Source organism: Helicobacter suis HS1, assembly GCF_026000295.1.
Taxonomy (GTDB): domain Bacteria; phylum Campylobacterota; class Campylobacteria; order Campylobacterales; family Helicobacteraceae; genus Helicobacter; species Helicobacter suis.
This window is the reverse complement of the sequence record NZ_AP026769.1, coordinates 798,014-819,531: the sequence shown is the minus strand read 5'-3', so window position 1 is coordinate 819,531 and position 21,518 is coordinate 798,014. Positions and strand designations below refer to the sequence as shown.

General features: G+C 40.5%; 13 protein-coding genes, 4 tRNA genes and 2 pseudogenes. 5 read left to right on the top strand and 14 right to left on the bottom strand.

The genetic code is table 11. The features are described 5' to 3' along the window. Nucleotides 1-39: 39 nt before the first annotated feature. The 6 genes from putP to OO773_RS04435 form a co-directional block, all read right to left on the bottom strand. Entirely contained in the window at nucleotides 40-1,515 is a 1,476-nt protein-coding gene (gene putP / locus OO773_RS04460) for a sodium/proline symporter PutP (RefSeq protein ID WP_006564900.1), read from the bottom strand. Then, on the bottom strand, nucleotides 1,505-5,056 hold the full coding sequence (locus OO773_RS04455) for a proline dehydrogenase family protein (protein ID WP_073115700.1): 3,552 nt from the start codon (nucleotides 5,054-5,056) through the stop codon (nucleotides 1,505-1,507). Before OO773_RS04455 ends, putP begins: the two co-directional genes overlap by 11 nt. Nucleotides 5,057-5,134: 78 nt before the next feature. Then, nucleotides 5,135-5,211: transfer RNA gene (locus OO773_RS04450), tRNA-Arg, on the bottom strand. A gap of 1 nt (nucleotide 5,212) precedes the next feature. Next, nucleotides 5,213-5,289: transfer RNA gene (locus tag OO773_RS04445), tRNA-Arg, on the bottom strand. Between the two features lie 41 nt (nucleotides 5,290-5,330). Next, nucleotides 5,331-5,407 (bottom strand) — tRNA-His (locus OO773_RS04440). A gap of 13 nt (nucleotides 5,408-5,420) precedes the next feature. After that, nucleotides 5,421-5,498, bottom strand: a tRNA-Pro gene (locus tag OO773_RS04435). Between the two features lie 207 nt (nucleotides 5,499-5,705). On the opposite strand from OO773_RS04435, the gene OO773_RS04430 reads away from it, so the two are divergent. Next, complete coding sequence (locus OO773_RS04430) at nucleotides 5,706-6,050, top strand: helix-turn-helix domain-containing protein (RefSeq protein WP_081255409.1); 345 nt, start codon at nucleotides 5,706-5,708, stop codon at nucleotides 6,048-6,050. A gap of 19 nt (nucleotides 6,051-6,069) precedes the next feature. Here the strand turns inward: OO773_RS04430 and tnpA are convergent, their stop codons facing one another. Further along, complete coding sequence (gene tnpA / locus OO773_RS04425; RefSeq protein WP_034376438.1) at nucleotides 6,070-6,498, bottom strand: IS200/IS605 family transposase; 429 nt, start codon at nucleotides 6,496-6,498, stop codon at nucleotides 6,070-6,072. A 64-nt stretch (nucleotides 6,499-6,562) separates the two neighbouring features. Here tnpA and OO773_RS04420 point away from each other — a divergent pair. After that, nucleotides 6,563-7,081: pseudogene (locus tag OO773_RS04420) on the top strand (RNA-guided endonuclease InsQ/TnpB family protein); the annotation flags it as partial. Nucleotides 7,082-7,476: 395 nt separating this feature from the next. Here OO773_RS04420 and OO773_RS04415 read toward each other — a convergent pair. The 7 genes and pseudogenes from OO773_RS04415 to OO773_RS04385 all read right to left on the bottom strand — a co-directional run bounded on the left by OO773_RS04415 (nucleotide 7,477) and on the right by OO773_RS04385 (nucleotide 18,686). Continuing rightward, entirely contained in the window at nucleotides 7,477-9,087 is a 1,611-nt protein-coding gene (locus OO773_RS04415; protein ID WP_073117130.1) for a hypothetical protein, read from the bottom strand. Between the two features lie 4 nt (nucleotides 9,088-9,091). Beyond that, nucleotides 9,092-9,430 carry a hypothetical protein gene (locus OO773_RS04410; RefSeq protein ID WP_264828720.1) on the bottom strand — a complete coding sequence of 113 codons (339 nt, stop codon included), beginning with the start codon at nucleotides 9,428-9,430 and terminating at the stop codon, nucleotides 9,092-9,094. 59 nt (nucleotides 9,431-9,489) lie between these two features. Then, entirely contained in the window at nucleotides 9,490-9,663 is a 174-nt protein-coding gene (locus OO773_RS04405; RefSeq protein WP_264828719.1) for a hypothetical protein, read from the bottom strand. A gap of 203 nt (nucleotides 9,664-9,866) precedes the next feature. After that, nucleotides 9,867-10,094 (bottom strand): hypothetical protein, encoded by a 228-nt coding sequence (locus tag OO773_RS04400; RefSeq protein ID WP_034375309.1) that lies wholly within the window; start codon nucleotides 10,092-10,094, stop codon nucleotides 9,867-9,869. A 188-nt stretch (nucleotides 10,095-10,282) separates the two neighbouring features. Then, nucleotides 10,283-12,091: pseudogene (locus tag OO773_RS04395) on the bottom strand (portal protein). A 520-nt stretch (nucleotides 12,092-12,611) separates the two neighbouring features. Then, nucleotides 12,612-12,860 (bottom strand): hypothetical protein, encoded by a 249-nt coding sequence (locus tag OO773_RS04390; RefSeq protein ID WP_034375311.1) that lies wholly within the window; start codon nucleotides 12,858-12,860, stop codon nucleotides 12,612-12,614. Between the two features lie 90 nt (nucleotides 12,861-12,950). Beyond that, entirely contained in the window at nucleotides 12,951-18,686 is a 5,736-nt protein-coding gene (locus tag OO773_RS04385) for a PBECR3 domain-containing polyvalent protein (RefSeq protein WP_264828718.1), read from the bottom strand. Between the two features lie 75 nt (nucleotides 18,687-18,761). Between OO773_RS04385 and OO773_RS04380 the strand changes: the two genes are divergently transcribed. The 3 genes from OO773_RS04380 to OO773_RS04370 all read left to right on the top strand — a co-directional run bounded on the left by OO773_RS04380 (nucleotide 18,762) and on the right by OO773_RS04370 (nucleotide 21,404). After that, nucleotides 18,762-20,048: a glycosyltransferase family 4 protein gene (locus OO773_RS04380; protein ID WP_233711684.1), complete on the top strand. Its 1,287-nt coding sequence runs from the start codon at nucleotides 18,762-18,764 to the stop codon at nucleotides 20,046-20,048. 124 nt (nucleotides 20,049-20,172) lie between these two features. Further along, nucleotides 20,173-20,997, top strand: a complete 825-nt coding sequence (locus tag OO773_RS04375) for a glycosyltransferase family 9 protein (protein WP_040499276.1) — start codon at nucleotides 20,173-20,175, stop codon at nucleotides 20,995-20,997. Then, nucleotides 20,967-21,404: a glycosyltransferase family 9 protein gene (locus OO773_RS04370; RefSeq protein WP_081370745.1), complete on the top strand. Its 438-nt coding sequence runs from the start codon at nucleotides 20,967-20,969 to the stop codon at nucleotides 21,402-21,404. The genes OO773_RS04375 and OO773_RS04370 overlap by 31 nt, the downstream gene beginning before the upstream one ends. Nucleotides 21,405-21,518 lie beyond the last annotated feature (114 nt).

Genomic DNA, 21,518 nt, shown 5'->3' with positions numbered 1-21,518 from the left:
GAGCATCCTTGTGAAGTGGTGGAAATGGAGTTTCAAATTTTATTCCTTATTGATTTCTTGCACCACTAAATCAAAAGCATCTTTTGTGCCCGGGCGCACAGAACTTAGTAGGCTAAAAATCACAATGGCTAGGGAACTGGCGATAAACCCGGGTACAATTTCATAGATGTCTAAATAAACCTTCCCAAATTTATCGTATAAAATCACCGTGCTTGCGCCAAAAATCATTCCCATAATCGCCCCTATTCTTGTCATGCGTGCCCAGAAGAGGGAAAATAAAATCACAGTGCCAAAGCTAGCGCCAAAGCCCGCCCACGCATAAGATACGATTTTAAGTACGCTAGCGTTGCGATCGGTAGAGATAAGAAAGGCAATACAGGCTACGGCTAAGACTGCTGCGCGACTAACCAACATCACGGCTTGAACGGGGGCTTGCTTGTTAAAAATCTTAGAGTAAAAATCCTCAGCAATGGTAGAAGAGCTCACCAATAATTGCGAGCTAGCCGTACTCATCACTGCAGCTAAAATGGCGCTTAAAAGTACCCCGCTAATCCATGGGTTAAAGAGGGTAGCGCTCATGTGGATAAAAATCTTTTCTGGATCATCTAAGCTTAAATGGAATTTGGCTACATAGGCCACACCAAGTAAACCAATTAAGCAAGAACCAATCAAACTAATTGCCATCCACGAGATACCTACTGCTGTGGCTTGGGGGATTTCTTTAATAGAACGAATAGACATGAAACGCACTAAAATATGGGGCTGACCAAAATAACCCAAACCCCAAGCCAAACTAGAGATAATGGTTACTAGAGAAGTACCCTCTAAAAAGGTAAGATTATTTGGTTTAACCTGTGCGATAAGATCAAAGCTATGACCAAATCCGCCTAAGTGATAAAGCATCATGCAAGGCACGGCTACTAAGGCCCCCATCATCAAAAGTCCTTGAAGGAGATCTGTCCAGCACACCGCCTTATAACCGCCCAAAAAGGTATAAGTTACAATGATAAGCGTCCCGGTAATGAGGGCATGGTTGTATTTCACTCCAAAGGTAGCTTCAAAAAGCTTAGCCCCACTCACTAGCCCAGAGGAAACATAAAAGGTAAAGAAGATCAAAATTACAATAGCCGATAAAAGCCGTAAAATGTGTTTATCATCGCTGAAGCGGGTTTCAAAATAATCCGGGATAGTAATAGAATTAGCAATTACGCTTGTATAAACCCTGAGTCGTTTAGCGATTAAAATCCAGTTAATACATGCCCCGATTGTTAAACCAATGGCAATATGGCTATTGATCAATCCGCTTACATACAAAGCCCCGGGCAAGCCCATTAAAAGCCAACCACTCATATCGCTTGCCCCCGCACTTAGTGCGCTGACAACTGGTCCCATAGAACGATCGCCTAAAAAGTAATCCTCTGTGGTTTCATTCTTTTTATAAAAATAAAAACCAATGGCTAGCATTAAAACAGAGTAGAGAACAAAGACGGTAAAAACCTGATAATTAATCTGCATGGGCCGACTTTTGCATTTTTAAGCCTCTTGCGCCTAGATTGCCATAGCGGTGATAAGAAATACTCACCGATTTTTCTAAATGGTAATTGAGCAATTCAAAGCGCCCACATCTAAGAGGCTTAGCTGTAGCTAGCACAATGGCTAAAGCGCTGGCGGCCTCATAAAGAGGGTCTAATGACTCGCTAAAGTAGCGTATCCGCCCAAAGCTTTCTAATTTAGCGCTAAAATCCTCCAAACTTTCATAGCAAATTGTAGGGCTAAAGTGGTGTTTGAGGCATTCTAAACAGGCTAGAAGTTTTTCAAAATGTGGGTTTTCTGTTTGGCTGGCTGTACTAATTGTAAGTGGAATGCCACACACCGCTGCAGCCATTAAAACGCTAAAGAGTTCTAAAGGGCTATCTGTAGGGCATACACGATAACCAATGCTAGAAACTTTGGTGTATGAAAACCAATTTTCCTCGCCTCTAATTTGTACAAAGTCGCGCTTTTGGCTAAACTCCTCTTGTTCGTAGTAGGCGTAGTTGCGCGCTAGTTGTACAGCTTCCTTAAAACTATGGTTGTTCTGGGCATTAAAAGACTCAAGGGCTTGTAAAAAGGGAGTAGTGGCGCTTTGGGTGATGAGATCGGGGATTTCCTCAATGCGCACAAATTGGGTTACATAATTATAAATCCCTACTTTGCGCCCCAAACCTACGGCAGATTTTTTAATCCCGCCAAAGGGTTGGCGTAACACAATAGCCCCTGTGGTGGGTTTGTTGATATAGATATTGCCTACTTCAATGTGATTAACATAATATTCCCACTCCCTCTCATCTAAAGATTCTAAAGCCCCTGTAAGCCCATAACCTGTAGCATTAGCTATTTCTACAGCTTCTTTTAAATCTTTGGCTTTCATCACAGAAAGATAGGGGATAAAAAGCTCGGTGGTGTGGGTGTAATCGCCTAAGCGAGTGCCATATTTGATACAAGGGGGCATTAAATAGGGGTTATCATTCAGAATAACAGGTTTAATAGCCCACTCCTCGTGATCTTCAATATGATCAAGTGCTTTTTTAACTTTAAGGCTAGGTAGATCGGCTAAAGTGCCTATTTTGTGGTACAACTCCAAAGGATCGCCCACACTCATAGACTTAGCCGCGTCTATTAAAGTCTTTTTAAAGTCTATATCGTTGTAAACTTCCTCTTCTAAGATCAAAAGCGAAGTAGCCGAGCATTTTTGGCCGGAGTTACTAAAGGCTGAATGAATGACATTGCGGATTGCTTGATCGCGATCGGCAAATTTGGTTACAATGGTGGCGTTTTTCCCGCCCGTTTCTGCACTTAAAGCCAAAGTGGGGCTAGCCTCTAACATGCGTTTGGCTGTATCTTCTGATCCGGTTAAAACAGCAAAGCTAATGAGAGGACTTTTAAGTAGGTGTTTACTCACATCTTCGCCTCTACAGGGTAGATAAAGAAGTGCATCGCGAGGAATCCCCGCATCCCAAAAACATTCACACAAACGATACCCCACCACAGCGCTTAAACTAGAAGGCTTATAAATCACACGATTACCCGCCGCTAAAGGCGCAGCAATTGTACCTACAGAAATACCAATAGGAAAATTCCACGGGGCCACCACAACCCCCACCCCCTTAGGCTGGAATCGCACTTCGGGGTGTTGTTTGAGGAGTTGTTGCAAACTATGGGGGTAATATTCTAAAAAGTCTATCGCCTCACTCACCTCCGCATCGCTCTCTACAAAGGTTTTACCCACCTCTAGCGCACTCAAACCAATTAAATCGCCTCGCCTCTCTCTAAAATACTGGGCTGTTTGGCTTAACAGGGCGTGGATTTCACTAAAGCTTTTTTCAGAAAAAGAACTTTGTCCTACAGATTCAAGCGCTTCTTTGATCACAGCTTCATTAGCCAAAGCTACAGTGGCGATTTTTTTATGGGCGATTTTATCTTGGATAATTAAGGTTTTAAGGTCTTGGGCGTTGTAGGAACGGCCAATCACAGGGGAGAGTTCTATAATGGGTGCATTTCTGGTTTTATCCACGATTTTTTGTGCCCATTGCCGGTTAGGCTTTAAAATAAAATCCGTATCGCTTTCGTTTCTAAAAGGATTATCTGGATAAGTAGAATGCCCACTTTGTGCGCTGTTTCTATCCTGAGTGCGGTAGGGAATGTTTTGGATAGTGGCCATACCCCCTAAACTCTTTAAAAAGCGGCTTTCTTGATCCTTCCAAGCAGGGGAGTCTACGGTGAGATTGAAGTAGGCTTTCATAAAATTATCGGCTGCGGTGTTTTCATCTAAACGGCGGACAAGATAGGCAATGGCGTTATTAAAATGTTTGGCATCACAAACGGGGGCGTATAAAATGAGTTTGTGCATTTCTTTAAGTTCATAGCTAGCCTGTAAACTCATTCCCTCAAGCATTTCAAAGGTAAAATGTTCCTGTGCTATGGGGTCGTTGAGTGTGTGGATACGGGTATAGGCATAGGCGATCTCAAAGAGATTATGCGAAGCGATACCAATATGAATGTATTTGTAATTCTCATCTTCTAAGATCAAATCAAGCATTTTATTATAGTTAGAGTCTGTGTCTTGTTTGCTTTTAAAGGTGGGTAATTCCCAGCCCTTCATCGCCGCGACCACTTCCTCATTTTCCATATTCGCGCCTTTAACAAAGCGGATTTTAATAGGGGGGAGTTGGCTTAAAACCCGCTCTTTAGAAAAGGCTAGTAATTTTTTAAGATATTCATAAGAATCAGGGATATAGGCCTGTAATACAATGCCTGCACTGATAGGAAATTTAGCAATAGATTCCATAAACGCAGCCACGGTGAGCTCTAAATCTTTATATTCCTCCATGTCCAGATTGATAAATTTATCCCGCCCATGTTTTTCCTTTTGCTCTAAAGCTAAACTATAGAGAATATCTAGCCTTTTAACCACCTCTTGTTTAGAGCGTTCAAAGTCTAAAATATTGATCTGAGAAAAAATCGTGGTGATTTTAATGGAGATATACTCAATAAAACTAGTCTTAATCGCTTCTTGGTATTTGTGCATGCGATAAGAAGCCTCTATCTCACCTAGCACTTCCTCCCCGATGAGATTAATATTAAGCGTGATATGCGCCTCGCGCCGTGATTCAATTTTTTGGCGTAAGCTCGCACCCTCCTCGTCTAAAACAAGCGTTTCTGTGTCCTTACGGAGTTTTTTAATGAAAAAGGGGACGCTGATAGAGGGGGCGATTTTACCCACACTCAAAAAGGCCACAAGTAAGAATTTTTCAAAGCCGCTAAAAAAATCTGCGATGCCATGCTCTTTTAATGTATGTTCAATGAGATCAAAACGGGCGCGGTTGTTTTGGCAACGAAAACTACGATCAAGTAATTCAATCAACATAATTTTATTAGACGGGTTGCTTAAGAGTTTTTGCATCTTGTCATGGAAAGAACGCTCGGTGTGGCTGAGTTTCTGGCTGATGCGTTGTTGCAAGGTGCGGGCAAGGGTACAAGTTGAGCGGATAATTTCCTCAAGAGGCTGTGCTGGCATGATAACTCCGTTTAATCAATGAATAAAAAACCTGCCGTATTGTAGGGTGTTTAAGTTAATCAATGGTGTTTAAGGGGTTGGTACGCTTGGCAGGACTCGAACCTGCGGCCTACGGCTTAGAAGGCCGTTGCTCTATCCAACTGAGCTACAAGCGCGTGGTACGCTTGAAGGGAGTCGAACCCCTAACCCCCAGATCCGAAGTCTGGTGCTCTATCCAATTGAGCTACAAGCGCAAAATGCAAGAAAGGGGAAATAAGCAGAAGTTGAAGCAAAATGGGGTGGGTGATGGGGCTTGAACCCACGACCCCCAGGACCACAATCTGGTGCTCTAACCAACTGAGCTACACCCACCATAAAACCTTGCTGGTCGGGGCGAAAGGATTTGAACCTTCGACCCCTTGGTCCCAAACCAAGTGCGCTAACCAGGCTGCGCTACGCCCCGAAATTCTCACAAAGGGGCATTTTATCCTAAATATGGTTATCTTGTCAAGCTAAGGTTTTTATAGCTCAAAGATAGGCACTTTAAACATATTTTAAATTACTCACTTGTATAAATTATCCGCATAAAGCCTCTAAACGAGACGATGAAGAGGGTTAGGTATGTTTTATTTAGGTACACAAAAATGCAAGATACAAGAAGGGAGTTTTTATGCTAAAAGAAAAACTAAAACAATTACGGAGTGCCAATAACTTAACCCAAGAGGAGTTAGCCTTAAAATGTGGGATTAGTCTACAAAGCATTAAGCGCTATGAGAATGAGCACAAAAGCAATATCACTTTAGAAACTTTAGAAAAGTTAGCCCACGCCCTCAATACTGATTTGTACTTTTTCACCTCCACCCACCAAGAGGTAAAAGACACCGTGATGGTGCCCTATTTTAGGGATATTAAAGTGGGCACTAGCAATAGCCCGGAGGATAAGGATAAAATGACTTTTCTGCCTTTGAGCAAATCCTTTTTAAGACTCTCCGGCAGAAATCCCACTCGTCTTTAGCGGGTGGGATGAATGCCCCCTACCCTTGATTTTCTATGTATCTTTTGATGGTTTCTGGGTTAGCTTCTCCTATGGAACAGGCAAAAAATCCATCTGTCCAAAATTTTTGTTCTTTCCAAAAATGCTTGCGTAAGAACGGGATAAATCTTGGTTCTCTCCAAACTCTATAAGTAGTCATCTGCTTGATCCGCAAGATAATGGAACTGATAGACACCCTAGGGATATACTGAATCATCAGGTGTAGATGATCTTTATCTGTCTCCATTGCTATGATGATAAAATCTGAACTTTCCTCTATCTCTTCAAGCACAGACTTTATAAAAATAGCCACATCTCCTACGAGCAACTTTTTTCTGTATTTACACACTAAAATCAAATGGGCTTTTAGATTATGTTTGCTCCTGTTTGTGGACAAATAGCCTTTGAGTTTGTAATGGTTTTCTTTCATTAAACTCTTTAAAAAGCGGCTTTCTTGATCCTTCCAAGCAGGTGTAAAGTTAAGGCGTAAGAAATTGCTTAAAGCAATAAAGTTTAGAATTTATCCCACCATAGAGCAAAAAACCTTGATACACAAGCACTTTGGCTGTGCTAGGGTGGTCTATAACTACTTTTTAGTATACCGCCAAAAGCAATACGCACAAGGCATTAGAGAAAATTACTTTAGCATGCAAAAGGCGCTCACTACTCTCAAAAAACAAGAGGCTTACGCTTACCTAAGTGAATGCAACTCTCAAAGCTTGCAAATGGCACTAAGACAGCTGACAACAGCCTTTGATAGGTTTTTCTCTAAGCTGGCAGATTATCCTAGATTCAAATCTAAAAAGCATTCTAAGCAGTCTTTCTGTGTCCCGCAACACTTAGAGATGGATTTAGGCAACAACCAAGTCAAGCTACCCAAATTCAAAGAAGCTATTAAAGCCAAGTTTCATAGGCATTTGCCTACAAACTCTATCGTCAAACAGGGGTTTATCTCTTGTGTAGCAGATAAATACTATCTTCCACCCTCCCCCCATTCCACCCTAAGCCCCATTTTAGGGGCTTAACCTTTTCCCTAAACCTCCCAATTTAGCCTAACTTTGGCACATTGGCACACGCTCGGCTCACCTATAACTTTAACGCTTTTGATCATAGCTATTTAAAGCCAACTTGTCAAGCCTCTAAAGCACTTTTAAAGCCATTCTAAGGCCTTTGATAGTGTATGTATAGTGGTTGGGGATTGTCAAGGCCTTTTGTGTGGCTCTGCGTGGGCTGTATTAATCTAGTTTGGCTATATTTTTAAGCGCGCTAGCGCCACCTATGTAACCCTTAAATCTAGCTAATTTAAGCTATTTTTAAGCTTGCCCTCTTTCTCCCTATCTTTTTGGTTCACTAGTTTAGCAGTTCTTGGTTTTATTACAAGTGCCACACTTTAGGCCTCTTATTGATCTCAGTTAAATATGGCTTTTTCTTGCTCCGCTAGTTTAGCCCGTATAAAGGCTTTAAAGGTGTTTTGCTTTCTAATCTCCACTTCATTAAGTGATACATTTTGTTCTACTATGCTGTTGAAAAAGACTTGATCCCAGCTTTGCACTTGAATAATGGTATCATAGTAGTTCTGTCGTTTATTATCAAATCCTACTATCGCCTCATATTTCCAATAATACCAATCTCTATAAGCGCTATCATTTGGCCTTAAATTAGTGGTCTCATCTAGTAGATATACGCTAAAGCAGTGCCAATATTCTATTAGGTAGTCCTCATAAGCTCTTTGCGCGCTATATTCCTCATCTACACTTAGGTTAAGTTTCTCTTTGTCTAGGTAGCGTTGGGCTAGTTCGCTTATGTTTGGAGGTTCTCTGTTTTGTTCATACCACAGCAAGGCTAGCACCTTAGCGCCAACCTTATGGCCTTCATTATAGCTTTCATCATTGCGTTTTTTATATTGGATATAGCCGTCTTGATCAATGGCGTAATCATACCAATACCAATACTTCCTACTAAATTCATAATCTTGTCGCCATTGGCTAACATGCACTAATCCCTTAGATTCGTAAAAACTTCTGATTCGCACTTTGCCCGGAGGGTTCATTTTCTCAAATAGTGGTAGTCTTTTTCCCTCGCGGTAGTATTGGTTTTGGATAATAAAGCTTTCTGTATTGATGTGATTAACTATGGGTGTAATGTCAGCTTTGCTATGTTCCTCATACATTCTCCCCAGTGGATTTCCTCCTTCATCAAACGCTCCAAAGTAGTTCTCTGCTGGGATTTTAAAGCCTTGTTCTAGTTGCTTAATGCGGCTATCAATCTTAATTTTAAGATACTCAATATTCTTTGGATTATAAAGGTTATGTTGGGCTTTTGGCATGTCTAAATTTAGCCCGTCATAGTAGGCATTTCCTGCCATATGCCTATGGGCGCGGTTGTTAATTTTCTCACCTAGCACATTAATAGATTTAGTGCCTAATATCCCACGCATGGGGTTAAAGGCCTCAATGCCAATATAGCTAACACTGCCCGGAGCTCCGTCCTTGTAGATACTGCCTTCGGCTAGAATTTCGTAGGGGTGATAGATTAGCGCATTGACACGGGGATTTTTAGCGCTTGTTTGGCTTTTGGCTATCTGTGTGGCTATGCCAATATTGCTAGTGGTGTTTTGATAGTATCTAATAGCATTCTTAGAATGTTCATTGAGCACTCCCATAGCAATACTACCCACAATAGCAGTAACTGCACTAGTTACAGCTGCAGTGGTGCTAACAATAGTTGCTACTAGGCTAGCCCCTCCTGTAAATACCGCTAGTCCTATGCCAATAATAGCACTGATAAATGCGCCTATGATATTGCCGATATTGCCGCCTCTAAAGGCATCGCTAAATACCTGAAAGTGTTCATCAGCCTTTGCCTTAGCCACTCTAATAGCGTTACATTCACAAGTATAATCATCAATTCTTAGGTTGTAGTTATCGCGGGTCTCACAATAAAGCCTTTTATAATGCGCTGTCCAGTTGCGCACATAAGCCTTATACTTCTTATCGCCTCTATCAAAGATTAAAGGCATTTATTTAGGTAGTTGGTTGAGGGGCGCTGTAGTTGATCTTAATGACTTCCTCAATGTTGCTAGCGTTTTCAATTTGCTTAACGGCCTTAGCTTTGCTCCCTAGCAGTGTGGCTAACTTTGTAGTGTAGGTCTCGTGTTTCTCTTTAATCTTATTGATTAGATCAATGCGGTTTTCTCCTCTAACTTTAGCTAATTCATTGATAAAGGGCGTATTTTGGGTAATGCCTAACATGGCTTCTTGATACTGCAACTCAAAGGTTAGCACTTCATCTAAGGGGATGTATTCTTTTTGCACTCTAGCCACCTCAAGCTCAAAGGCACTTATCACTTTGCTAATTTGCATGGCCTTAGCTTGATCTAGGCTAAGCTCCTCAAGCTCGCCATTCTCATTTAGCGCTTGTCCTATAGCATTTTAGCATGCAAAAGGCGCTCACTAGCAAAGAGCTTGATGTGTTGCGTGTTGTAGCTAGGTAGACTAGAGCCCTTAAAAATATCTTTGACGCGGTTAGCCTCAATGAGTGCATAACTGGTATTGCTTTCACATTTACCGCTAGTTTCTAAGATCGCTTTAGCCATTATTGATCCTTGTTTGGTGAGCTATCTTGGCTAAAGCTCTGATCATCATCGTAAAAACAAGTCAAGCTACCCAAATTCAAAGAAGCTAGGCTAAATAGTCGTCGTATTGTTCTAAAAGGGCTTGTTCGTGTGGTGTTAGGTTATCCATGCTACTTCCTTGAGTTTAGGTTGGATAAGGATTTAGCTAAGATTTAAGCGATCTATCAAGGGTTAGGCTTTTGTAGCCATTTGACTATGCGCACATAGCCATCTTTTTCCATTTGCTCAAAGGCTCTAAATACCTTATCGGATACCAACATACGGATATAATAGGGGTTATCAAGGCGGTATCTAAGCACTCCAAAGCTTATTCCATAAGCCTTAGCAAATTTAGGCAAACTTCCAAAATCTTTTCTAATTTTCTCGCGGTCAAATTCTATATGGGGTTGCATGTTAACTCCTAGCTAATAAGGTAGAATGGTTTAGCGTGAAATATTTGGGTATGTTTCGCTTGATAGCCTTAACTTAGTATATTGCCCTCTTTCTCCCTATCTTTTTTTAATCCTATTACTATCAAGTATACCTTTAAGATTTTCAAGGTTTTTTAGCATTTTTGCGCCGCTCCTTTCCTCTTTTTAGCCTAATACTCTAGGTGTTGGGCACTAAAATACTTTTGCCATTTACTCCCTTGTGCATGGGTGGGCTTTGTGGGGCTAACTTGTGGGTTTTGAACGCCTTGATCTTGAGCTGCAGCTAAGTTAGCTAAGTCTAAATTTTGGTTGATCTGCTCGCTAGCCGTGTGAGCCTCTACTAAAGCGCCTTGTTGGCTGTATTTTTGGGCTTTAGCTTGTAACTCCGCAATTTGTGCAGCTATCTTTTGCATTTCTAGGGCTTGGAGTTGTTGCTGATAAGGCGCTTGTGCCTCTGCTTGTTGTTGCTGTGCCTCTTGAGCCTGAGCTATCACCTCCTCAACATCAGCCACTATCGGGCTATCTAAATCATTTAGCACAAGCGGCAATAAGTTAGGAACTAGATCAGGTCTAATACCACTAAGCATTTTGAGTAACTCATTCCATTGGCTAAATCTTTCATCTTTACTTTCTATTTTGAGTTGGGTTTTGTAGATAAGATCGAACTTACAAGGCCTGATCATGTTAGTAGGGTTATCATTAATGCCAAAGTAGCGATCGCCAACTTTCTTATCTACAATTCTAAAGACTTGCTTTTTAGTAAAGTAGTGGCTAATTAAAGACACCGCTAATTCATAGATCAGCTTATCCATGTCATCACTGACTTTTAAAAAGTTTTGCAATCCCATAAGCCCACTCTCGCGGCGCTGGGCTATGGCCACTCCACTTTGTCTATTTATAGCCATGCCTAAACTTTCATCATTTAGCCCCGCTAGTATCTTTAAAAGGTTGCGTTTTTGTTCAGCCTTAGCACTTAGCGCGGCTATGTCGGCTTGATTATTCATAAATTGGATTTTGCCGTCTTTTAGCGCTCCGGGGCGCACTCTTACAATAGCATTATCTAGAGCCATGTTTTCTACGAACTCATCAATGTTAAGTACGCTATCCTCCTCAAACATCGCCTTAAAGCTCCCCATCATATTTCCCATGCGATTCTCCGCATAGTTGATATGATGTTGTTATTCCTGCATGGGCTTAATGTCTCTAAATAAGCCGTAATAGTTGTTATTTTGATCTACATAATATTTAGCCACCACAAAGGGGTTTAAGCCATTTTTGAAGGGTTTAGATTCAACTTTATACACGCCCCCCTCTAGTCCCCAAATATATCTGTTCCAAACTAATTCCCCACTAGCTTCCTCAAATTCAATATACCAACTCTCAATAATCTTAGCTAGCCGTTCCTTGTGGCTGTAGTTATACACCACTTCCACACCGGGCAATAATCTTTTTAGGCTTTCCTCATCTACAACTAACATCTTATGCATGCGCCTAGCATCTAAGGCATTGCTATCGGTGCTAAAATAATCAATAATGAAACTCTCAGGGCTAATTGCCTTAATTTCAATATCAATATTGCCCTCACTATCGCCTATTGTCCACAACCCAATCACGCCTAACCCGCCCATTAACAAATCTCTATCCCGCTTAATAATCTCCTTATCATAGTTGCGCTTTTGGGAAAAGTATTTGAGTAAGTCATTTAGCAGATCAGCTAAGGGCTTGTCTTGTTCTTGTCTAGGAGTTAGCCTAACTTCTTGAATGCTACTTATCTTATAGCCTAAAATCTTGTTAATGATCATTTTGTAGATATTTTCCACAATCGGGGTCTGTCCACGCTCCTCAATGATATTTAACACATCGGGGGGGAGTTGTTCCCCGTGATAATAAGCTTTAGCCTTTTTAAACTCCTCAATGCTGGTTTGTGCGTGGTTAAAATCGGTTCTAAAATCTTGTTCTAATTCTGTGTAACTTTTCATTCTTAACCTTTACTTGTGGCGGGAGAGTGTGTTTCTAAGTGCCATTTAGAAGGTTTAGGGTTACCCGCCACAAGATCCGTTCTACAAAGGAATAATCAGCAACGGATTTAGCTAGATTAGCAAAGTTTGTAAAATCTTTAAAGGGTTAGGATTTGTGAATTGTAGGGAGTGAATGCGGGGCTCTAGCGCCCACTTGTAGGTCTTGCAAGAGCTCTAGCCTAGCCCAACCCCCTATTTTAGGGGCTTTCTAAGGGTGTTATTTCACCTAGTAGAGCTCTCACACACCTTTAAACCCGCGTTGTTATGGGCATTTGTTGGGCGGTGTGGAGCTCTAGGCTAATTAATGCGCCTCACTTGTAGCAAGTGTCCATAGTTATGTGTTTTTAACTTTAGCCTATCACACTCAAGCTAGCTAAGCCTAATTCTATAAGCTTAAATCTCTCTTATTTAAGCCCCATTTAAGCCCCTCCAACACTCTGCCCCTTTTCTCTTTTTTAGCTCTCTAATGGTTTAGATATGGTTATTGTGCCACTTGTGCGGGGTTTGTAGGTGTGGGCTTAATCTCTTTTGTGCAAAACTCTAAATCTTTTTCTAGCCTTTCAGTGTAGATCAACAACTCTTTCAGATAATCTATAAAGTGCAAACTTTTAGGCGGTCTCTCTGGCTTAATAATATTACACTTAGTGGGGATATAAACCTTTTGGTAGATAACGCGGGGGGTGCAGGCGGTGAGTAACAAGGTTAGGGTGGTGGTAAGTTTGATATTCATGTTAGGATTTAAGGGGTGTTATGGTAATGTTTCTTTTGGAGTTTAGTAACAGAGTCTCGTTACTAGTAAAGCCTTTGGAGTGGATAATCTTTAAGGCTTCTCCTTCACCTTGTTATCTTGATAGGCGGTTACAATCCATCTATTTTTAGTTGGTTTGCCCATCCAATTATTTTTAAGTCCCACTTTGTATAAGTGTTTCCCTTCGTGCCATACAATCGTAGCTCTTTGGTTTTCTTGCATAACTACTTTTCCATTTTCTACTATTTCCTCCAACCCCCTACCTAACTTCTCAAGTGCACTATTCCCCTCAAACCCTTTAAAGTCATCAAGGTGTTTTTCTACGATCTTAGCTAGTCCATGCCCTTTAAGCTTACCACCTTGATCTCTAATTTCCCCCCACACCAAATCTATATCGCCTAAATCCTCTCTATAAAATGCCCCTGCAACTTGGCCTTCTTTAACCTCTATGAGTTTAGCAATTGCCCCTTTAGGATCATGGTAAAACTCTTTAAAGTTTGTACCAAAGGCTTTATTATGGGGGATTTCTTGATTTTCTGATTTAGTAGTGGAAGTCTTTCCCTCACTTCTACTTAATGCGGGTTTCTCTTTGACTTCCCTAACTTTAAACTCCTCAAGCATATAACGCTTAGGCTGGCTGGGGTCTGCATTGTTTGTAAAATGTATTCCTGCTTCAATATCCCATATCTTGCCATTGTAGGTATCTCTCATGCTCAAAATGACTTTATTATGACCTACTTCTATTACATCACCCTCTAAGATCGTTTTAGTAATATAAGCTGCTAAATGGGTGTTGCGCCATTTTTGAAAGTCTTTATTAGCTTGCCCAACAGGTGTTAAAAAGTCTTGTGGTTGATCTTTAAGTAATTCTAGGCCTTTACTGGGCTGATCTTTGATACCAGAGCCTCCAATGCTTTTAAGTTCAAATTGTGTATATACATCAATGCCGCCTAAATCTTGTCTGTAGAATGCGGGGGCAATTTGGCCACTCCTGCGCGTTTTTTCATACATTAAGTGTAAAAGCCCCTCAATGGCCTTTTCTTTCTTGCCATTCCACCGATAGGAAGTATAATTTTTCCCAAAGCTCGCATTCACCGGTAGATTTGTAGAGACTTTGTATAAATTATCTAAACTGATCTTTTCAGGCTGGTTATAATCTTTGGCTTTTTTGGGTTTAGTGTTCTTTTTTGAGGTCTCTTCTTTGACCATTTCCTCTATATCTTTTTGTAATGCTGCTTTGTGTGCATTACTTCTTTCTAGTTCCTCTAAACGCCATTTGTTTACTTCCTCTTTGCTAAAGCCTAATTGGCCATTATGTATCTGTTTGCTAGTAAATCCTCTTGCTAAATCTATAGGGTCGGTTGAATTAGTGTATTTAAGTTCACTTTTTAGCGATTCTTGATCCCATAATTCTAAGCGCCAATATGGGGTATCCTTTTTAGGATCAAAGCTGTTAAAATACCTATTCCACTGCACTACCGCGTAATGATCCTCATCTATTTTTTTTATAAATTTCAACCTCCCCCTTAAGTTTTGCAAGAGATAATCTGGATTTTCTAAAGCGGTTTTGAAGTAGGGTAGGGTTTGGGTGGCTTTAATCGGATAGTCTATTTCAATTCCCTTAGCAATACTCAAACTATCTTGATCATAGCTATGCTTTAAGGCCTTTTTCACATCAGGCGATAGATTAGGGGAATAATTACCATTTTCTAAGCCTAAATGTTTGTTCACGGCTTTTTGAAAGTCTGTTTTAGAATTGCTGTTAACTTTGTTATTCCAATCCTGCCTAATTTTAGTTAGAAGTTCTTGTACTTCAGGGGTTAACTCATCTTGATTTTTAAGTGGGAGGCTACTACTATCGGGGGTGGTAACTTGGGGTCGTGCGTCTAAGTGGACACTAGGTTTAGGGCTTAGCGAGTCTTCGCTATCTTTAGATAGTCGTAAACCCATGTTGCCATTATCGCTAAAGATTTTATTTTTACTCCACTCTCCATTTTCCTTATAAAGTGTTTTAAGTTTTAGCTCATTGTGTTTTGTGCTAATAGTCTCTACCACCATAAAATACCCGTTAATTTGTTTAGCACTAGCTAATAGCTTTTGGCCGTCTTTGTTTTCTATAATCTTGCTTACATCCGCCTCATTGATCACTTTAGGATACTCCCTAATATCTTGTATCCCTACTGGGGGTTGTTTGTTTTTAAGATAGTGAATGGAATGTTGGCCGTGTTGTTTTTCTACATGGGTAAGTGAACTACCATTAAAGGTAATTTTAATGGGGTGGTTTGTATCTAGCTTAAGTTGATTAGCTAATGTTAAATCTTTAAGTTCTCCAACCCACACCTTAGCATTGTGCTTTTTAACCTGATCTAATAATCTCTCTGTAATTTCAGTAGGTTTAAGCATTCTTAAGGGTTTACTAGAATCTAGCAAATCTTTAATGTTTTGACTTTCAGCTTTTTTAAACTCAATGTATCTTGTGGTGTGTAGGGCTCTAGTGGCTTTTTCTTGATCTCTTAAAGCCTTAAACTCTACATAGCTTAAACCCTTAGCTTTAGCCTCTTTATAAATCTGTCCTGTAGTCTTGTAGGGGAGTGCTTTAGGGTGATCGATCACTTCTACATCAATGTAGTTATTAGTGTTAGTCTCTTGACTTTTAAGGGGGGATTTAGTAGCCTCTGGCTGATAACCCCTGCTTAGAGTTCGGTCTAAGTCGTATCCCTTTGAGGAAGGCGTAGGAGGGGTCGTGATATTGCTAGGCATATGGCCTTCAAGATTAAGGCTTGAAGTCGTGTTAGGGCGTTGGCTGTGGGATAGCAATACTTCCTTATTAAGCTTGCCTCTTTGTTTCCACATATCAAAAAATCTTAATTTATCTTGCCCGCTTAACGCCTCCTCTATCACAACAACATGCCCGTTAACTTGCTTAGCATATAACACGCGCCTATTATCTTGGATATGCTTAAAGTCGGCTTCTTTTATGGTGTCTATGTAGTGGCTAATATCCTCTAAGTTGATCGCAATTTGCCCTCTTTGCGCTTCTTTGGCTATATCGCCATGTTGTTTAAGGGCGTGGATCACTTGGTGGGAGTCGATCTCTCGGACTAAGTCCCTCTCACCTGTGAATTCAAGGGCTTTTGTTAGTTCTTCTGCCTCCTTTGCTTCTACTCTAGCAACCACTAATCTTTGTTTGCCACTCTTATTACTTGTGGCGCTTAAATCCCACTTGCTAATTACCTCGTGTATTTCTTGTGGGGCTAAATCTCTTTCTAATTTGGTTTTAGTGGGTAGTGTTTGTTCTGCTGCGGGTGTGTTGCCCACACTCTTAGGCGCTAATTCTGTATCTTGTATTTCTTGTGCCTTAACTACTTGTGCTTGATCTTGTACCTTTACAGGCACTTCATTTTGTAGAGCTCTCCCCTCTATATTTGTTTGAGTGCCCCCACCCTCCACACTCTTAGGTAAATTCTGTTCAATCTCTCTAATTAGGGCTCTAGTAGCGTTGCTAAATTCAGCTCTACTTGCGATTTTGTTAAGATTTTGTTTAAAGGCCTCTATGCTGTGGCTCTTATTTAATGCGGCTTTAATGTGATATCTGAGTGCTGCACCACTTACTTTATCATTGAGTGCTTTAGCAAAGGGGATATAGGGCAGAGTTCTAACAATAAAGCCAAAGGCGGCTTTAGTAACTTGGAATTGTGCAGCCCCGCCTACACTAGTAGCAATACTACTTCCAATAGTTCCCCCCGTAGTGGGCTTAAGCGCTTTAGCAATAGCGCTATCTTGATTAAATAATCTATGAAAGCCCTTAGCAATTTCTATAAAGTCTTTAGCGCCTTGAGTTTTAAAACTACTCTCTTTAAGTTCCTCTAGCGCATTCATAAACTTAAAGCTATCTAGCACGCTAATATCTTGGGCATCAACAAGGGATTTTTTAAAAAGTCTATCAAGCATATTAAGTTCTAAGACTTCTCTATTAGAGTTACTTAAACCTTTGCTAATGGCACTGAGATTATCTAGCTTATCACCCTGCCCTTTAGTAAACTTAATAAGGCTATCAAGGGCTTTTTCTGTGCTATTGTGCGCATCTCTTAGCCCTAATTTCTTAACATCTTTTAGGGTCTGTTTCATAGTCGCATAATCATTTAGCGCGGTGTTGTAGAGTTCTTTGTATTGATCTACTTTATTTTTAGGGAGTTGTTCAAATAAGTTATCAATGCCTGCTTTAATGTCTCTTCTTAAAAACCCTTCTAAAGCTCTATTGATATAATCTTTAAAGTTAGGGTCTTTAGTATTCTTGTGATAAGCATTAAGGAGCTTAAGAGAGCTATTGAGTTGTCTAAAGTTCACCCCTGCAGGGTTATAAATGTTTTTCTCAATCACATTTAAAAAGCCTTTAGCCTCTTGATCTAAACCTTGATCTTTTAACTCGGCTTTAAACTGGTTAAAACTTAATCCATTGGCTTTATTCTCTGGGTTTAGTGTGGTCTTAATATCGTTTGTTAGCACCGCTGGGATTGTTTTGTCTATAGCGTCGTTATAACTTTCCTTAGTGCCTTTTTCTAGATCATCAAAGATTGCCTTTATATCGCCCTTATTTAGCTGGAGATTTTCAAGCTGTTCTTTTAGGTTTGCTGTAGTCTTGTTTAGAATACTTTTAAGGGTGTTATGGGCTTGTACACTGCTATTTGCCGCTTCAGTTAGAAAGGCTAATAAATTCCCGCTCTCATCGGCTCTAATAGCCCTAATAAAGCCCTCTTGTCTCTCTGTATGTGTGGGCAAAGTTAGAATATTATAAGCACTATCAAAGGCTTTAAGCGCCCCGCTATCCTCCCCAAAACTACTTGCTATTTTCTCTCTTAGTGGGCTTTTAGCATTTTCAAATTTAGTCCCACCTCCAAAGCTTTGCCCAAATTCTTTTAAGGCCTGTTCTTGTTCTGGAGTGTAAACCTGATTGATAAGTCTTTGTGCGGCTCTATCATTTCCACTCATTGCCCGCTTAAGTGTGCCCACTACGGGTAGATAATCACTAGCTCTACCTAAAGCTTTAGGAATGTCGCCTACTTTAGCAATAGCCTTAGCTGCGCCCATAAAGGCAACATCACCCACTACACTTAATAACCCCTCTTGTGTGGCATGTTTGATTGTTTCGTTGAAGTTTTGATCGCGGTTTAGCACAAAATTAGTTAGGGCTGCATCACCTGCACCTCCAACAAATGCCCCAATTGCTCCGCCTGCAATAGTGCCTACTAATCCGCCTCTGCTGCCTCTGCTTGCCCCCTTAGCTGCGCCTACTAGACTGCCTACTAAACTCCCTGTTATACTGCCTGCATTGGCTGCAATAATGTTTTTAAAGTTATCAAAGAAACTATCATTAACTTTATAGGTTTTGTTATCTTTAATGGCGTAAATCTCGCCCTTGTTGCTAAACTCTAAGTTATCAAACCCTAAACCTTTAGCAATATCTGTTGCGCCTTTTCTATATTCTGCCACTTCTTTAGGATCACTCCCAAAGATCAAACTAGCTACACTTTTACCGGGTGCGATATTGTCATACAGCGTTATGGCCTTTTGGAGGTCTTTAGTGATCGCTTGAGATTTTAAATTTTCTTGATATTCCTTTAAGTCCTCGTTTTCATCTTTGAATAAGCTATTAAAGTAATTCGTTAAGATGTTTCTATCGCGATAGATTTGGCTTTTCTGTTCCTGACTTAAGTCTTTAGCATTCTTAACTTTTAAAATACTTTGGCGGGTGATTTCTGCCTTGTATTCTCTAGCGCCTTTGTTGAGGCCGTTTAGACTTAATAACATGCCATTTGGTGAGCGTCATTTAAGTATCCCCTTAGTATCATATAATATGTAGTCTAAATCGGGGGTAGTGTTTTTTTGAAAAAGATTGTAATCGATGTAACCGTCCTTTTAGAAGATCTGACAGGTCTTGGGTACTATACTCTGAATTTAGTTCAATCTTTAGAGAAGCATTTTGAAAATAGAGATGATATAACAATCAAGCTTGTTGCCCAAGACAAGCTTTATAATCTCGCATTTTTTGGTAGTTCTGCGTTTTTTAGTGGCCCTGTGTTTTTTGATAGTCTCACAGAATTTGAGCAGCAACATCCCCTGCAAGACACTAATCGCGTTTCTGAAAAATTAACCCAACATGCCAAGCCACACATTTTGAGGCGCATTCTGGGTAAAATTTATCGCTCTGTTAAAAAAATCATTAAAGAATCATTACCACAGGGATTTTATTTTTTGAAGTATCGTTATGGTATGGGGTTTTTGTTTGTAAAGCGTTGCGAGGCCCTTTGTAATGAGACTTTTGACCTCTATATTGAACCGGGGTTTATGACTGTCCCTCTTAGGGCTAAGAAAATCTTAGGAGCTATCCACGATTTACCCTTATGCGATCCACAAAGCTGGTTAATGTCTAAAGATGATAAAGCCCGTTGGGAATACTATGTTCAGCCCAGAATGTCTACCTATGACTCAGTGGTTTGTTTTAGCGAGCATGTCAGAGCAGACATTCTTAAAACATTTGGATTTCCCAATTCTAAGGTACATGTCATCTACCATGGGCTTAGAGATTATAAAGATACCACTCCTGCAAATCTATCACCTTATCTAGGAGAGTTTATTTTAGCAGTTGGTGCTGGATCAGCACGCAAGAATGTGAAAAGACTAGTAGAAGCGTTCCAATTATTGCCACAGGAAATACAGCAGCGCTATAAAGTGGTGTTCACAGGACCGGGTATAAAAGCGGGTTCATGTGTGGGGATAGAGCATTGTGGGATAAAACCACATAGTTTTATCATTAGTCTAGGTTACGTCTCTGATTCTTTGTTGCGCACTCTTTATGCCCATGCCCGTGTTTTGTGGTGGGGAAGTCTGGCTGAAGGTTTTGGTTGGCCCATGCTAGAGGCCATGCAGGCTGGGTGCGTGGTGTTGGCTAGCAATGTCTCTTGCATGCCAGAAATTCTAGGGGATGCAGGGGTTTACTGCGATCCTTATAATGTCCAAGACATTGCAAAGCAATTGGAAAAAGCCCTCACAGATAAAGAACTAAGAGAGCAATGCATCAAAAATGGCTTAGAGCGTGTTAAAAAATTTGATTCTCACAAGAACATGCAAAGGCATATGGAGATTATTGATGAGATGCTAGGGTTTGTGTAATTAACCATGCTTTCTATTTATAACTAGCTGGAGTTTAGGTGTGTCTTTGAGTGTGCAAGATTTAGCGCTAAAAAGTAACCGCGTGGTGTTTTCAGTCTAAATTAAATTTATAAGGGAGTGTAATTTGGAAGTTTTTCTTAGAATACTTTTTAAAATATGGTATTATCTGTGTCAATTAGCAGAAAAAGTATTTTTCCTCTTGAGTTTTGCTATGGTGTGGGTTTTGCACAAAATCAAAAAGCCAAGAATTCGCCCAAAAACCTTGCTGTTGATCAAGCTTGATGCAATAGGCGATTATGTATTGTTCAGAAATTTTTTACAACCTCTAAGAGAAGCTTATGCTGGTTATGAGATCACTTTTTTGTGTAATGCAGACTTCTTAGAAATTGTCCATGCTTATGATAGATCTTGTGTGGATCACATCATACCCGTGGATATGCACAAGTGGTATCGGGTATACGCCTTATTTTATCGCCCCAAGATGCTGTATTTATTAAACCAGCAAGGCTATGAAATTGTGATTGTCCCTACATACCACCGCTTTCCTCACAGAGATGACTATTTGGTCAGGCTTATCCATGCCCAACATAAAATTGGCTCTAAGGGACTTGAGTTAACCAGACAATGGCATAAAGCTACAGAGAATCTAAGGCCGTGCGACATGGCCTACACCACTTTATTAGACACCACTCCGGAGGAGCTGTTTGAATTTGAGCGCAATAAAGAGTTTTTTAGCCAATTATTGCAACGACCCCTTACAGAAATCCAACTCCATCTCCCTACATTGCCAGCTAATAACTCTCTCTCTTTGCCAATGAGCTATGGTGTCTTCTTTTTAGGTGCATCCGATCCAAGGAGAAAGTGGGCTCTTGCTTCTTGGGTTGCCCTAGCAAAAAAATCTCTCCTGCATTCTCAATTGTGCTATGTGGGTCCAAAAAGGAAGTCTTAGATGCCCTGCAGATTATAGACAGTGTTCCTGAGGCAATTAATTTAGCGGGCAAGACCACTTGGATTGAACTCTTTCATGTGCTCTCTAAAGCATCCTTTATTGTCTCCAATGAAACGGCAATCCCTCATTTTAGTGTGGCTTTGGGTCTAGGACCTGTTTTTGTCATTAGTAATGCCAACACTCTCAAGCGCTTTGTGCCCTATCCTGAGTACATGAACGCTAATTACCATGTTATCTATCATCCCAAAGTTGAAGCGCTTTTACAAACCTCTCATGGTTTTGGGCGTTGCATAGAAATTTACGGTTATTGTGGAATGCTAGATTTACGGATTCCTCACCCGCAGTTTTCCCAAAGGGTGGCTGATAAAATGGCCATAGCCAACCCTGATTTTATCAAGGACACTTGAATCAGACCAGTTATTAGAATTTTTTGTTGAAATAATTAAACCTCAAAAATTAAACTTTTTATTTTTTCAAAAAAATAATCTTACTTGCGCCTCTATCAAGGTTTTGGTGTTAGA

What these genes read in the sequence shown, in the direction of transcription:
- putP (WP_006564900.1), bottom strand. Translation starts at nt 1,515, where the DNA reads ATGCAGATTAATTATCAGGTTTTTACCGTCTTTGTTCTCTACTCTGTT.
- OO773_RS04455 (WP_073115700.1), bottom strand. Translation starts at nt 5,056, where the DNA reads ATGCCAGCACAGCCTCTTGAGGAAATTATCCGCTCAACTTGTACCCTT.
- OO773_RS04430 (WP_081255409.1), top strand. Translation starts at nt 5,706, where the DNA reads ATGCTAAAAGAAAAACTAAAACAATTACGGAGTGCCAATAACTTAACC.
- tnpA (WP_034376438.1), bottom strand. Translation starts at nt 6,498, where the DNA reads ATGAAAGAAAACCATTACAAACTCAAAGGCTATTTGTCCACAAACAGG.
- OO773_RS04415 (WP_073117130.1), bottom strand. Translation starts at nt 9,087, where the DNA reads ATGCCTTTAATCTTTGATAGAGGCGATAAGAAGTATAAGGCTTATGTG.
- OO773_RS04410 (WP_264828720.1), bottom strand. Translation starts at nt 9,430, where the DNA reads ATGCAAATTAGCAAAGTGATAAGTGCCTTTGAGCTTGAGGTGGCTAGA.
- OO773_RS04405 (WP_264828719.1), bottom strand. Translation starts at nt 9,663, where the DNA reads ATGGCTAAAGCGATCTTAGAAACTAGCGGTAAATGTGAAAGCAATACC.
- OO773_RS04400 (WP_034375309.1), bottom strand. Translation starts at nt 10,094, where the DNA reads ATGCAACCCCATATAGAATTTGACCGCGAGAAAATTAGAAAAGATTTT.
- OO773_RS04390 (WP_034375311.1), bottom strand. Translation starts at nt 12,860, where the DNA reads ATGAATATCAAACTTACCACCACCCTAACCTTGTTACTCACCGCCTGC.
- OO773_RS04385 (WP_264828718.1), bottom strand. Translation starts at nt 18,686, where the DNA reads ATGTTATTAAGTCTAAACGGCCTCAACAAAGGCGCTAGAGAATACAAG.